Origin of the sequence: Herpetosiphon llansteffanensis (assembly GCF_003205875.1) — a bacterium.
Lineage (GTDB): Bacteria > Chloroflexota > Chloroflexia > Chloroflexales > Herpetosiphonaceae > Herpetosiphon > Herpetosiphon llansteffanensis.
Map to the genome: position 1 here is coordinate 76,240 of NZ_PUBZ01000054.1, position 13,164 is coordinate 89,403.

The 13,164-nt window shown below is 53.6% G+C and carries 21 protein-coding genes; all 21 read left to right on the forward strand.

All coding sequences use genetic code 11. The annotated features are described in order from the left end of the window. The first annotated feature begins 1 nt into the window (after position 1). Positions 2 to 766, forward strand: a complete 765-nt coding sequence (locus C5S61_RS03525) for a peptidoglycan recognition protein family protein (protein WP_110513728.1) — start codon at positions 2 to 4, stop codon at positions 764 to 766. Between the two features lie 161 nt (positions 767 to 927). Beyond that, positions 928 to 1,560 (forward strand): terminase small subunit, encoded by a 633-nt coding sequence (locus C5S61_RS03530; RefSeq protein WP_110513729.1) that lies wholly within the window; start codon positions 928 to 930, stop codon positions 1,558 to 1,560. After that, positions 1,529 to 2,782 carry a terminase large subunit domain-containing protein gene (locus C5S61_RS03535; protein WP_110513730.1) on the forward strand — a complete coding sequence of 418 codons (1,254 nt, stop codon included), beginning with the start codon at positions 1,529 to 1,531 and terminating at the stop codon, positions 2,780 to 2,782. The genes C5S61_RS03530 and C5S61_RS03535 overlap by 32 nt, the downstream gene beginning before the upstream one ends. Then, positions 2,783 to 2,995 carry a hypothetical protein gene (locus tag C5S61_RS03540; RefSeq protein WP_110513731.1) on the forward strand — a complete coding sequence of 71 codons (213 nt, stop codon included), beginning with the start codon at positions 2,783 to 2,785 and terminating at the stop codon, positions 2,993 to 2,995. Between the two features lie 36 nt (positions 2,996 to 3,031). Then, a complete protein-coding gene (locus tag C5S61_RS03545) occupies positions 3,032 to 3,658 on the forward strand; it encodes a hypothetical protein (RefSeq protein ID WP_110513732.1) in 627 nt (208 codons plus the stop codon). A gap of 29 nt (positions 3,659 to 3,687) precedes the next feature. After that, positions 3,688 to 3,906, forward strand: coding sequence for a hypothetical protein (locus C5S61_RS03550; RefSeq protein ID WP_110513733.1), 219 nt, complete (start codon positions 3,688 to 3,690; stop codon positions 3,904 to 3,906). After that, a complete protein-coding gene (locus tag C5S61_RS03555) occupies positions 3,903 to 5,933 on the forward strand; it encodes a phage portal protein (protein ID WP_110513734.1) in 2,031 nt (676 codons plus the stop codon). Before C5S61_RS03550 ends, C5S61_RS03555 begins: the two co-directional genes overlap by 4 nt. Before the next feature lie 3 nt (positions 5,934 to 5,936). Beyond that, a complete protein-coding gene (locus tag C5S61_RS03560) occupies positions 5,937 to 7,067 on the forward strand; it encodes a hypothetical protein (RefSeq protein WP_110513735.1) in 1,131 nt (376 codons plus the stop codon). Positions 7,068 to 7,099: 32 nt separating this feature from the next. After that, entirely contained in the window at positions 7,100 to 8,482 is a 1,383-nt protein-coding gene (locus C5S61_RS03565) for a phage major capsid protein (RefSeq protein WP_110513736.1), read from the forward strand. Positions 8,483 to 8,532: 50 nt separating this feature from the next. After that, positions 8,533 to 8,946, forward strand: coding sequence for a hypothetical protein (locus tag C5S61_RS03570; protein WP_110513737.1), 414 nt, complete (start codon positions 8,533 to 8,535; stop codon positions 8,944 to 8,946). A 26-nt stretch (positions 8,947 to 8,972) separates the two neighbouring features. Then, complete coding sequence (locus C5S61_RS03575; protein ID WP_110513738.1) at positions 8,973 to 9,284, forward strand: hypothetical protein; 312 nt, start codon at positions 8,973 to 8,975, stop codon at positions 9,282 to 9,284. Positions 9,285 to 9,287: 3 nt separating this feature from the next. Next, entirely contained in the window at positions 9,288 to 9,797 is a 510-nt protein-coding gene (locus C5S61_RS03580; protein ID WP_110513739.1) for a hypothetical protein, read from the forward strand. Between the two features lie 3 nt (positions 9,798 to 9,800). After that, on the forward strand, positions 9,801 to 10,136 hold the full coding sequence (locus C5S61_RS03585; protein WP_110513740.1) for a hypothetical protein: 336 nt from the start codon (positions 9,801 to 9,803) through the stop codon (positions 10,134 to 10,136). Between the two features lie 2 nt (positions 10,137 to 10,138). Beyond that, entirely contained in the window at positions 10,139 to 10,498 is a 360-nt protein-coding gene (locus C5S61_RS03590) for a phage head completion protein (RefSeq protein WP_110513741.1), read from the forward strand. Continuing rightward, the gene (locus tag C5S61_RS03595; protein WP_164689200.1) at positions 10,485 to 10,808 is read left to right on the forward strand and encodes a hypothetical protein; all 324 of its coding nucleotides are present in this window, start codon (positions 10,485 to 10,487) and stop codon (positions 10,806 to 10,808) included. Before C5S61_RS03590 ends, C5S61_RS03595 begins: the two co-directional genes overlap by 14 nt. Then, positions 10,726 to 11,070 carry a hypothetical protein gene (locus C5S61_RS03600; protein ID WP_124033372.1) on the forward strand — a complete coding sequence of 115 codons (345 nt, stop codon included), beginning with the start codon at positions 10,726 to 10,728 and terminating at the stop codon, positions 11,068 to 11,070. The genes C5S61_RS03595 and C5S61_RS03600 overlap by 83 nt, the downstream gene beginning before the upstream one ends. Positions 11,071 to 11,074: 4 nt before the next feature. After that, the gene (locus C5S61_RS03605; RefSeq protein WP_110513744.1) at positions 11,075 to 11,530 is read left to right on the forward strand and encodes a hypothetical protein; all 456 of its coding nucleotides are present in this window, start codon (positions 11,075 to 11,077) and stop codon (positions 11,528 to 11,530) included. Then, entirely contained in the window at positions 11,530 to 12,114 is a 585-nt protein-coding gene (locus C5S61_RS03610) for a phage tail tube protein (RefSeq protein WP_110513745.1), read from the forward strand. The genes C5S61_RS03605 and C5S61_RS03610 overlap by 1 nt, the downstream gene beginning before the upstream one ends. A gap of 57 nt (positions 12,115 to 12,171) precedes the next feature. Then, on the forward strand, positions 12,172 to 12,609 hold the full coding sequence (locus C5S61_RS03615) for a hypothetical protein (RefSeq protein WP_110513746.1): 438 nt from the start codon (positions 12,172 to 12,174) through the stop codon (positions 12,607 to 12,609). After that, positions 12,609 to 12,917, forward strand: a complete 309-nt coding sequence (locus C5S61_RS03620) for a hypothetical protein (protein ID WP_110513747.1) — start codon at positions 12,609 to 12,611, stop codon at positions 12,915 to 12,917. Before C5S61_RS03615 ends, C5S61_RS03620 begins: the two co-directional genes overlap by 1 nt. Further along, on the forward strand, positions 12,914 to 13,090 hold the full coding sequence (locus C5S61_RS26730) for a hypothetical protein (protein WP_164689208.1): 177 nt from the start codon (positions 12,914 to 12,916) through the stop codon (positions 13,088 to 13,090). The genes C5S61_RS03620 and C5S61_RS26730 overlap by 4 nt, the downstream gene beginning before the upstream one ends. Positions 13,091 to 13,164: the final 74 nt, after the last annotated feature.

Genomic DNA, 13,164 nt, shown 5'->3' on the forward strand with positions numbered 1-13,164 from the left:
AATGAGTATCCTTGATTTGCCAGTTGTTGATATTCGGCATCTGCTGTTGCGTCGCCCATCGCGCCATCTCATCACACGGCCACTGAACAGCATTAGTGGTAGTGCAGTGCATTACAACGGCGATGCTACCGATATTGCCGTGCTTGAAAGCGCAGAGATTCGGCATCTTCAGGCAATTGCGAAGTATCACGTTGGAAAAATTTGGGGCTATGCCCAAGGCGTGGCTATTTATGGCCACGGCATTATGTATCACTACGCTATCGGCGCGACTGGCACGATCTACTGGCTGCGCAACCAGAGCGACATTCTTTGGCATTGTGGCAATGCGACGGGCAACAACACAACCGTTGCTGTACACGCGCCTATTGGTGGCAAGCAACGCCCAGCGGATAAACAATGGGATTCCATGATCAAACTGTTCAATGCGTTGGCTGATGATCGCGGGTTTCATGCGAAGTCCAAAACATTGGGTCATAAGGAGTGGAATCCCAGCGAATGCCCAGGCATCCCGCTGATGGACAAGATCAAAACGTGGAGAAATGAAACGGATCGCCGTGGTCGCTATGAAGTTATTAGCCCAGATGGGGCCAACGTTCGACAAGCGCCCACGACCCAAGCAGGAATTGCCGTGGTCTATCCGGTCGGCTATCAGTTTGATGTGTACGGCATTACCCGTGGTCAATCAATCGCCGGCATTGATGAATGGCTGAACAGTGGTGACATGCGTGGTTTCGTGCACCCTACAACATCGCGAAAGATAGCCTAATGATCTGGTATGCGCTGAGCTATCTCGGCTTCGTGTATGTCTTTTTGATCGCTATCAATATCGATTTATGGCGATTTTTCAGAGACCTTGATCAAGAACCCTAGATCTCAAACGTATTATTACCCGCCGCGCCAGCGGCGACACGACCGAGGCGGTGACCAATGACCACCAACAAAGCAGAAAAAGCATTGACGGCGAAACAACGGCGCTTTGTTGATGAATATTTGGTCGATTTCAACGCCACACAGGCGGCCATTCGTGCGGGCCATTCTCAACGTTCAGCGTCATCAATCGGATCGGAAAACCTGAGAAAACCTGAGATTCAGACCGAAATTAATCGTCGACTCGATAGCATCATGCCCAAGGCTGAAATCTTGGGGCGGCTCGCACAGCAGGCTCGCAGCACCATGCAGGATTTCTTTTTTATCGGCATGGAAGAGCGAACGATTGAAAAACGCCGGATTCAGATCAGCGTTGACGACAAGGGCCGTCAAGGGCAAGAGGTAATTTTGGAGGAAACCGAGGAGAAAGCCATGCGTCCGGCTGTCTACCTCAGCCTCGTCAAAGCCCAAAACCTCGGCAAGATGCACTTGATTAAGAAGTATTCGTTGGGACCAAAAGGTGAATCAATAGAGCTATACAACGCGCAGGATGCACTGACCACGCTGGGCAAGTATCACGCGATGTGGGTGGATCGCGCGGAAGTCACTGGCGAGGATGGTGGTCCAATTGAAATTTCTGAAATCGTTGTAAAGAAGAGCCATGAGCGTCCCCCAGCTCTGGACGACGACTAATGGCCGACTTGAGCTTGATCTGCACTATGGGCAGACGCAGGCTTGGGAGTCAGAACGCCGATTCATCGCGGTTATTGCTGGGACGCAATCAGGCAAAACATCGTTCGGGCCGCAATGGCTGTATCGCGAGATTAAACGACGTGGGCCTGGCGACTATATGGTGGTCACGCCCACCTATCCGCTGTTAGAGGTCAAGGCACTACCGGAATTTCGGCGCTTGTTTGAGCAAACGCTGAAGCTAGGGCGCTACTACGGATCGCCTGTTCGGCGCTTTGAATTCAGCAAGGCGGGAGCCAAGCGAATCTTTGGCTTGAATGCGGATACAACCACGGTGTTTTTTGGTTATGCCGCTGATCCGGAATCGTTGGAATCCGCAACCGCCAAAGCCGTCTGGTGTGACGAAGCAGGGCAAAAGAAGTTCAAGCTCGCCAGCTGGGAAGCACTCCAGCGGCGGTTATCGCTCAATGAAGGACGCGCACTGATCACAACCACACCCTATGACCTTGGTTGGCTCAAGGTGTTGCACGACAAGTGGTTGAAAGGTGACAAAACAATTGAGGTAGTGAATTTCGCCTCAATTATGAATCCGGTGTTTCCACGGGCAGAGTACGAACGGGCACGGGCAGAGCTTCCCTTGTGGAAGTTCAGGATGTTTTACAAGGGAATGTTTGAGCGGCCTGCTGGGCTGATTTATGGGTCATTCAAGCCGGAGATTCACAAGGTTCCGCGCTTCACGATTCCAGACGATTGGCAGCGCTACCTTGGCCTCGACTTCGGGGGCGTGAATACCGCCGGATTGTTCTACGCTGAGGAGCCAACCAGCAAGCGCCTGTATCTGTATCGCGAATACAAAGCAGGCGAAAAGACAGCAGCAGAGCATGCACGCGACCTGCGCAAAGGCGAGCCAATGATTCCGCTCTGTGTGGGCGGCTCGAAAAGCGAGGGGCAATGGCGGCGTGAGTTTCGGATGGCTGGCCTGCCCGTCAACGAACCTGACATCAAAGAAGTTGAAATTGGGATCAATCGAGTCTTTGGCGCTCACGCTCGCAATGAAATCTATGTCTTTGATGATTGTGATGGCTACTTAGCCGAGAAGGGGAGCTATAGCCGAGCACTGGATAAGGAAGGCGAGCCGACCGAGGAAATTGAGGATAAATCGACCTTCCACTTTATGGACGCTGAGCGCTACATCATTGGGCGTATTCGGCGGGGGATTGTCTAAATGGGACGCAAGAGCCGCAGAAAACGGGAGCGCCGAGCACTTCAGCACGGGCTATCAGGGATTGAGGATGTTGTGCCGTTCAATTGGGTGCTTATGGAGGCATTACTAAAACGCAAGCGCAAGGATGATCCATTGTTGTTTGGCGATGTATTCGACAATCAGCCTGATGGTATCGAATCGGGGGAAGCGCAGGATGGACGACCTATTGGCTAGGCTTCGGATGCAGGTTTTTCATAAAGGGGATATCCCGTGGATCAAGAACAATCGGATTACACAGTACGCGATTTGGTTCAGTCCCTACACGGCGCAGTTGGCCGTTTCTGTGAGCTTATCGCTCCGGCGTTGGAACAATATGAGTCTGTTGCGCCGGAGATAAAAATCACGCTGCCAGTCGATCAGGGCGAAGAGGAAGCGCCAACCGCTGCTGTCTCAATCCATCCATTCGCTGAAGAAGTGGGCGATGCAATCGCAACACTCAGTCAAAACTTTTTTGATTTTTTCGACACCATGCAAAACGTCTATGCCCGCCAACGTGGCGACGCACGCCGCGATTCTGTGCCCACTCGCGATGATCTTGTTTTTCGCCTCTTTGAGCGCTGGCGATTGACGGGCGGCCCTGTTGGGAATGCTGCCACCCAAAAGCAAAAAATCATTGCTGAACTAGAAGCCTTGTTTGCTCCAGCTCCAGCAGAGCCAGATTTTTCGGCAGCCGTGTGCAAGGCTGTCTTTGATGCTGAGCGCTGGCGGCAACTCACGAGTGATATTGAGCATGTTTTGATCACGTTGGTTGATGACAATGACACGATGACCTATCGCCGCCGAGCAGCGACCAGAGTGATTACTCGTTTTATTGAGCAATTCATTAGCAATGAGTAGCACTTGGGAAATTCCCAAGTGGAGGAACTATGAAGCACATCACCACACCAATCAAACTCTTTTGTATTGAAGCCATTGCCATGGTTTTGGTGTGGATGCAGCTGCTTAGCCAATGGCTGCGCGAATCGCTGCCTATTGTGCTGTTGGTTGTTCCGTTTGTCTTTGGCTGGTTGGTTGGGGTCGTGGTTTCGTTCTGTATCTGGCTGATCGCGGCAGTGGTTGAAGGCTATCGGAGTGGCCGACTATGAAGTTTATTGAGGCAATCAAGCAGCGCGTCGCTGCAATCCGAAAAGCCAGCAAGTACCTGCCCCATCTGCATGGTATTGAGCATGTGTTTAGCAGTGCGCGAACCGGCGATTCACTCTATGAAATCGACAACTACATGGAGTTCGCGGGCATCTACAACAGCTATGTGTGGGTGCGCAAAGCCGTCAACGTGATTGTTGAGTCGCTGGCTCCGCTGCCCGTGCGCGTTGTCGATAGCAATGGCAAGCCGCTGAAATCACATCCGCTCAATGACTTGTTCGGCTATATCAACGATACGACCACGCCCAGTCAACACTGGCAACAGTATTTTATTCACTTGATTCTTGGTGGTGAGAATCCGGTCGAATTGGTCACGAACAAGGCCAAAACGAAGGTGATTGAGATGTGGAATCGACGACCTGATCGGTTGTGGATTCTGCCTGATTATGCACGGCTCAACTACCCGCGCATCGCTGAATTTGTGTTTTATGGCCAAGACGCTGACCCGATCCGCGTCCCTGCTAGTCACATGATTTTCGACCGTTTCTACAATCCGCGCAACGTATGGCGCGGCATCACGGTGCTTGGCGCGCTGCGCACCGGCGTGAAGTTGGATGTTGCTGGCCAACGTTGGAATGAAAGCATTGTGACCACGGGAGCCAAGCCAGAGTATGCCGTGACGACTAAGAAGTTCTTGACGGACGGTGAAAAAGAACGGCTTGAACAGCAGGTGATGGACAAACATGGGACGGGCCGACCGCTGATGCTCGACGACGAAACCACGATTGTCCCCTACAGCTGGGCACCAAAAGATATGGAGTGGGTTGAGCAGCGGCGTTTTGCCCGTGATGAAATTGGCGGCTTGTTTGGCATTCCAGACGAGATCATGGGTTATGGCAAAGATACCTATGACAACCTGAAAATGGCTGAGCGCTTGCTGTGGCGGGTCACACTGAAGCCCTACATCGGGCGGCGTGATTCGGTCTATACCAAGCACTTTACCTACACCATGCCGCTGCTTAACAAGGGCGAGCGCATCGAAACCGATGTCAGCGATGTCAGCGCCTTGCAACAAGATGATGATGCGCTGCTGGAGCGGGCAACTAAGTTCTTTGGTATGGGCGTTCCGTTCAATACCGTTGATCAATCGCTGTCATTGGGGATTGGCGCAATCCCCGGTGGCGACGTGGGCTACCTGCCATCAAACCTGATTCCGGCTGATGAAATGAACGCTCCGCTGCCAACGCCGCAAACCAAAGGATTTGAGGTTTTAGTCAGAGCCAAAAAGCCGAGCGCAGCCCGCACAGGCCGCGCACTCCAAAAGATTCGCAAGCGCATCGCAGCGGATATGGAAGTGGCAATTGAAGGCTATTTCGAGGAGTTGGCCAACAACGTTGTGTCCCGTGCGCGAGCGAACAAATTCGCACGATTTTGGCACAAGGCCTTTACCGAAAAAGCGGTGCCTGACCTTGATGTGCTGATCACGGACGACGATGTGACCAAGCTTGGTGACATTGTTGGCAGTTTCTATCTGCAAATTTGTGAAGCCAGCTGGGAGACGTGGAATAAGGCCTTAGGGGTCACGGTTGAATTTGATGCCGATAACGCGGCAGTCGTCGCAGCGCTCGACCAAGCAGGCGAGCAAGTGCGCATGATTGACGAAACGACTAAGAGCGCTTTGCAGGAGTTACTGAAATACGCAACCGAGCAAGGCTGGACGATTAGTCAATTAATCAAAGGCGACGAGAACCAGCCAGGCATCAAGGCACTGATTCAGGAAACCTATAAAAACCGTGCGCGCACGATTGCCCGCACCGAGCTGGGGACGGCCCAAAACATCTGCACGTTGGCCCGCTATAAGGACGCTGGCATTAAGGAGGTGGAAGTTTTTGATAACGGCCAAGACGATCCTGATTCGGCCTGCAAAATCGCAAACGGCCAAAAATGGACACTCAAGGAAGCGCAGCAAAAACTGTTGCAGCACCCCAACTGTACCCGCGCATTTGCACCAGTAGAACCGAAAGGATAGGTCATGGCTCGCATCATCAAAGCTGGCCCCGATGCGCCAGTCATTCACAAAACATTCAACTTTGAAGTAATTCGCAAGGCGGAAGCAGGCGAAACGCCAGGCGGCAGGATTCGGGTTAATACCGCACGGCTCGATCGTGAGAACGACATCATTCCACCAAGTGGTGCCGTGCTCGATAACTATTTGCTCAATCCCGTTGTGCAATGGATGCATAACTATGCCGACCCATGGTCAACCATTGGCCGCTCAATCGTGATCGAACACTCCAAAGAGCATATCGATATTGATTTTGAGTTACGCCCAGCGGCGAATGAGTACGACCCGCAAACGATCATTCTGCTGCAATGGAGTGGCCTATGGGTGAAATGCGCCAGTATCGGTATGCGGCCACTGACCTATAAAGCCAATTCCAGCGGTGGCTTCATTTTTCCATCGTGGGAATTTGTGGAGTGGTCACTCGTGCCCATTCCGATGAATCCTGACGCATTACGCCAATTAGGCGTGCAACCATCTGCCGAGGTGGTGCGCCGCTTCTATGGAGGATTTGAATCTATGGCAAAAGCACCCATGCATCCATCCATTCCCGTGCTCGACGGTGGTGGCTTGCTTCAAAAAAGTATCAGCCTTGATCGCTTGGTTGAGGAAGTCAGCACCGCGATTTATCGCGTGTTGTGGGATCGGGATAGCGATGGCTATTACCACTATGACGGTGTGCGTCGCCACGTGGCAGCAGTCTACGAGGATCACGCGATTGCCTGTATTGGCCTTGCCTTCTACCGTGTTGATTTCACGATTGAGGCTGGGTTGGTCAAGGTTCAACCACGCGATGAATGGGTTGAAGTGGATCGCGAGTGGCCCGAAATCAGCACCACCATGACGACCATTGAGCGCTCGATGCTTCAGGTCATTGGCAAGGCTGGAGCACGGCACAGCACCAAAGATATGAATCTCGTTCAACAAATGCACGATACCGCGTGCGCACTGGGCGCAGCCTGTGGCAGTGACGAAACCAAGGCCGAGGCTGATGAAGATGTAACCACCAAAACGCAACCAGCACCGGAGGAGGTGATCGACATCGACAAAACCAATATTCGCGAGGTGATCGCCTCGCTCAAGACCGTCATCAAACGCTAAGTAACCATTGAAATTTCTATTGAGGTACATCCATGGCAAGTCAAGCCGAATTTGAAACCCTGGTAGGCGAAATCGCCCAATTGTCCAATGCAATCCGCGAAGGCGGGTTGATCGATTCCGAAAAACTCAAGGCTGAGTTTGCAACCCAATTCAAGGCCTTGACCGATTTGCAAGCCCAGCAAAAGCTGGAAGAAGCCCCTGATCGGCGTGTGCCTGGCGCGTTGGTTGGCCCCAACGGCGAAGTGCTATCGAAGAGCAACCGCTACCACGGCATGCTCAAGAATTTCGAGCAAGCAGGCAGCAGCCGCTATGGTGCAACCAAGGTCAAGCCGGTTGATCTGTGGATGGCGCACAACCTGATCAAGAGCGCCCATGCCCTTATGCCAAAACTCGTCAATGCCCCTTCCGATGATCTGGATATGGCAATCAAGGCCATGACCGCTGAAGGCACAGGCACGGGTGCTGAAATTGTCCCAACCGATATGGCCACGCAATTGTGGGATGACATGTATTTGGCATCGCGCATTATTGGCTTGATGCAACCCATCAACATGACCAGTAATCCATTCGAGATGCCATTGGGCTTGGGCCGTCCAACGTGGCGCAAAGGCAAGGAGCGCACGCGCACCACGACCAGCGACTCAAGCACTCAAAAAGTCACCTTGACCGCAACCGAGTTGGTTGCCGATCAGGAATGGTCATACACCCTGAACGAAGATGCCGTGGTGGCGCTTATGCCAGCCATGCGCGCCAACTTGGCGTTGTCTGGTGGCGAGGCCATGGATGCCTTTGCCTTGAATGCGGATAGCACCTTGGCGAGCAGCGGCAATATCAATAGTGACGACGCTGCTCCTGATGCCGATAGCTACTACCTGAGCGAAGGGCAAGACGGCATTCGCCACCAATGGTTGGTGGATAACACCGCCCAAAACTTTGATGCTGGTGGCGATGCGTTGGTTGATGGCGATATCACCTCAACCCTTGGCAAGATGGATAAATATGCCACTGATCCATCGAAATTAGCCATCTTGACCGATGTCAGCACCTACTTGGGCGGGTTTCTCAAGTTGGATACCGTAACCACCATCGATAAATTTGGCCCCAGTGCTGTCGTGTTGAGCGGGCAATTAGGCTCCTATCGCGGTGTGCCAATCGTGCTCAGCGAGTCCTACAACAAGGCTGAGGCTGATGGCAAGCAATCAAGTATTCCTGCTGCCAATACGCTGGGTGGTTTTACCGCAATGAACCGCGCCATGTGGACCGTTGGCTTTATGCGCGACCTCTTGATCGAAGTTGACCGCGATGTGCGCGCCCGCACCTACATCATGGTGAGCAGCTTCCGTCAAGCCATCGCGGCCCATGGCACGCGGTCAACCGCCAAGCACACCGCTGGCTGCCGCAACATTTTGGTCTAAATATGCACAGCCCTGCGTGAGTGGGGCTATGCCTAGTTTTTGAGGTAGTTATGGCCAATGAACTTGATCGCAATGATGGCGTGGATGTGACCTTGATCTTCAGCATCGCTAACCCAGCAGCTAGTGCCACAACTGCACTGACGTTCCCGCAGGGCACGACAGGCTTCAAGGTCCCCGCAGGCTATCAATTCCATCCCATCTGCTTAAGCGGCGCAAGCAATGCTGACTTAGCAGCCGGAACCGCCACGTTCGCGGTAACGGCGGGGGGTGTGGTACTGGGCAATGGCCCAACTGCTGTGCTCAGTGATACGGTGCAACAAGCCGTCGGCGTGAAGCGCGTCGATGCCGCACCAATCAACCCAGGTGTATTGGTCGGCGTGTCGGTTACGACCAACGGCGCATACGCGCCAACAACCGCTGACCTTGATGTGGTGCTGATTGGCAAATTACTGCCCGCTGCATAGGCAATTGCACGCATAAGGAGGTTTTGTTGAAACTCGAATGTATTAGCGCCTATAGCAACAAGCCGCTGAAGGTCGCCTATAACCTAGGCGATGTCTTTGAGGTTGATGAAACGATTGGTCAACACTTGCTGAACGATTCACCCGATTCATTCGTGAATCTATCCGAGCTTGAGGCCATTGAAGAAAAAATGGCAACGCTGCAACGTCAGCTCGCGCAAGAGCCAGCGGGTCAGCCAACCCCTGATCCGGCAGGTCAACCCCCGCCCGATCCGCAACAAGGCCAAGCGCCTGACAATCAGGTATCGGAACCAAAAGGTAAGAAGAAAGCAACGGAGTAAGCAATGGCAAGTCTCTTAACACTAGCCGAGTTTCGCGCGGTGGTCACAACGGGCATGGACAATACCGACCTTCAGGCCGTGATTGACCGTGAAGAGGCGATCATGACGAGCCGCATTGGCGCGCCGAACGATGGCGTTGCCAGTATCACCACGGTGGTGCGGGGCAGTGCAACCAACCTCTATTTGCCGCATCGCCTTGTGAGCGTGGTCAGTGTTGAGGATCGCGACACCGGAGCCTATTCCCCCGTTGCCAGCAATCTCTACGAGGTCTGGGAGGATGGCGGGCGCATTGAACGACTCTACGTCCGCTGGGGTGCGCGGGTGCGTGTGCTCTATGTGCCTGCCGATGATCGCCCACAACGCAAAGCGGCCACGATTGAGCTTGTCCGAGGCGCGATTGAGCGCACGGCCATGGTGCGTGAGTCGGTAGCCCAAGAATATAGCTATGAAGCTCCTGATTGGGAGCGCGAACGCACCCGCATCTATCGAACTTTAGTCTTTATGGGAGTCTAAGCAATGGCAAACGTTCCTGTCACCGTTAATGATGCACGCCGCAATCTCAACGGCTTAAATGTCACTGATAACGGACTGGTTGTTGGCGCAACCGATACCTATTTCATTCCCAATAATGGCCGCGTCGTCTTACTGGTTACGTCAACCCCAGGTTGCACCGTTACCGTGCAAACACCTGGCTCCGTTGATGGCCTTCCCATTACCGACTTAACTGCATCGGTCGGCGCAGCCAAGCAGCATATTATCGGCCCATTCCCAACGACTATTTACAATCAAGCCGATGGCACCATTCAAGTCACCTTTAGCGCAGCGGCAACGCTGTACGCCGGACGCGTCTAAGTATGGCAATCGATGCACACTTGAATCATCGCTGCGATATTCAGCGAGCGGAAACCATGCAGGATGATTACAACACGGACATCCTGACGTGGAAGACCCACCTCGCCGATGTGGTCTGCCGCCTTGTAATCAAGGAAGAACGTGTGCAACGAACCGACGAGGCTGAACGTGCCGTCATCACGACCTATGCGCTGATGATGCGCGCAGGAACGGATATCAAGCATGGCGACCAAATTGTGAATCTTGTGATTGATGGCGTTGCCACCCCTGGCGTGTACCGGATTGACCACATCAAGCCACGCCGCGCCAAGAGCCAGCGCCATATCACCTGTACTGTGGAGTATTTCCATGACCGACGTTGAACGACCTACCATTGATTGGTTACTGGCAACTGGCAATGCGATCAGTATTCGGGGCCGCGTGTTTATTGCGGCTGATCAGATCGAAGCATTAGTTGAAGAAGCACTGCCTCCTGAGCCAACGCCGGAACCAGAGCCGCAGCCTGATCCCGAACCAACGCCAGAGCCAGTGCCAACGCCGGAACCTGACCCTGAGCCAACGCCGGAACCGAAACCAGAAGGAACTGCTGATGCGCAAGCGGGTAAAGCTCGATTGGCGCGGCGAGCAAACGCTACGCCAAGTGACCAACCGAGCCACAGCGGCACTGAATGAAATTGATCGCACCGCCGAGCGCCACGCCAAAGCCGAACTCTACCCAGGCCACGGCGTGCGCACGGGTGCGCTGCGACGGTCGATTGCGTCCATTCCCGCCGTCACGCGTGGGCGGCGCATCATTGGCGGAATTGGCACAACCAAAGGCGATGTGAGCGCCTACGCGCGGGTGATTCATCGCAAGTATGCATATTTGACCAAAGGCTTGCAAAAGACCATTCCAAGCGTGATTGAGATTATCGAACGCCACATGAGGAAATAACACCATGCCGATGATTGATCCGATTGCTGCCATTCTGAAACTGTTCAGCGATAACACCAACGTTCGCGAGATTGTTGGAGATCGCGTCGCTGGCAAGCATAAGTTTGCCCAAGCGGGCAGTCCTAACGCATGGAAAGCCGATCAATCGTGCATTGTCGCCAAGGACGATCTGGGCAGCGTCCCCGATATCGACATTGGCGATCATGTGGGCCGCGTGGAGCTGCGCTGTTATGGCGCAACCCCCGCAGCGGCGCGGAAGGTCTATAACACCCTGATCGAATTAATGCGCGCCATACCAGGCCGCACGACGGCCAATACCAGCAACGGCACGGCGCTGATCTATTCCCTCGTCATGGACGCATCGCCGTTTACGACCGTTGACCCTGATTTGTCGATTGATATGGTGGTGGGCTATGCCCGCTACCGTATCCATGAATATGCCCTCGAGGAGTATCAATAATGGCTGGAACTGCAATGAGTCCTTACGCCCAACTGGTTGGCCCAGTTGACGTGTATGTCGCCCCCTATGGCACGGCAGAGCCTGCTATCGATGCAGCAGTACCCGTAACGTGGTACAAGCTTGGCCCAACCACCGGCGATCAAACCATCGAACACTCTGGTGATCTGGAGGTGTTTCGCGACAACGATCACCAAGCTCCTGTCAAGGTCACACGACCCGAAGAAGATTTGCTGGTGACGTTCACCGTGGTCGATATGACCTATGAAAAATATGCCCGCATCATCAACAACGTTGGCCGGATTGCCACCGGCACCAGTGGTTCCGCCAACGTCAAGCGGTTGGGCTTCAAGCGGGGCGCAACCCCAACCGAATACGCGCTCCTGCTGCGTGGGGCAGCCGATAGCCCCTACGGGTTGTACCCAGGTCAAAACTACATTCCCCGCTGCGTGCAATCGGGCAATCCGGCTCCTGCTCGTGGCAAGGCAACCCGCGCCGAGCTGGAATGTGAGTTTATGACCTTAGAAGACGACGCTCAGGCGAGCGACGACGACAAAATGGGTTGGGGTACCGTTCAAATCAACTAATCGATTGTTGCATTGGGGCGGTGATTATCCGCCCCGATAGCTCATAAGGAGTTTCCCATGCCAAAAGAATTTACGCTGCTTAATCTTGCACCAGAACCATTGGTCTTTAGCGACTACGATGGCAACAAATACGATGTCTTACGGCCCAATCAATTTGGGTTGCGCAGCCTTGCCATCATTGATCGCTTGCAGACGCAAATCGCAGCCCACCAAGCGGAATTAGCCGCGCTTGCCGATGTGGAAGTCGAAGATGATGAGCATGAAACCGAGTACGAGCATGCCAATCAGCAGTTCGAAAAACTTCTGAATTCATTCATCAAGGCCGTTGTACCAAAGGTGACAACCAAGGTCTGCCAACACATGTCACTGGTTGAAAAGCTGCAATTTATGAACTGGTGGAGGGAAGAAACCGCCCCAAAAGTGAAAGCGCCGGAGACGGCAGCGGGGACAACACTGGTCACGAAGCCGATCCGGAAAAAATCTTCGCGCGGATAGTGCGTTTTTATAACATCGACCCTGATCGTTTTTTTGAGTTGCCCATTTGGCAAATTGACATTCTGTCACGCCAAATGCCTGCGCTCGATGCAGGCGACCAGCTTGTTGGCATTGACGTGGCCACAGCACCACATTTAAAGCGCTCAGACTATCGCGAGAAGATTCGCCACTTGCGCAGTGTGGCATTCACCGAATCACGACCGATTGCGCAGCCAATGGAGAAAGAAGAAATCAATCCGGCGAAAGCCGAAGAATGGTTTGCATCGATGGGGATGCGCATCAAAACAAAGGAACAGGAACCTGCATGAACGAAAAACTCTTCTGGGCAATACTCTATCGATCCTTATTGGCGATGGCCAATGCAATCAAGAAAATGTATCTCGATCCGAAGCGCACACCGCGCACGCCCATGGCCTTGATCGAACAAAGCTCAACCAAAGCCCGCGAATGGTTTCGCGAGCGCGGAACCCGAACGCAATAACCCAATCGGTTAAGTAGCCGCCATCGCCGCACCACGCGCCCATGGCAAACCCGCACATCGCCACTATCCCGTGC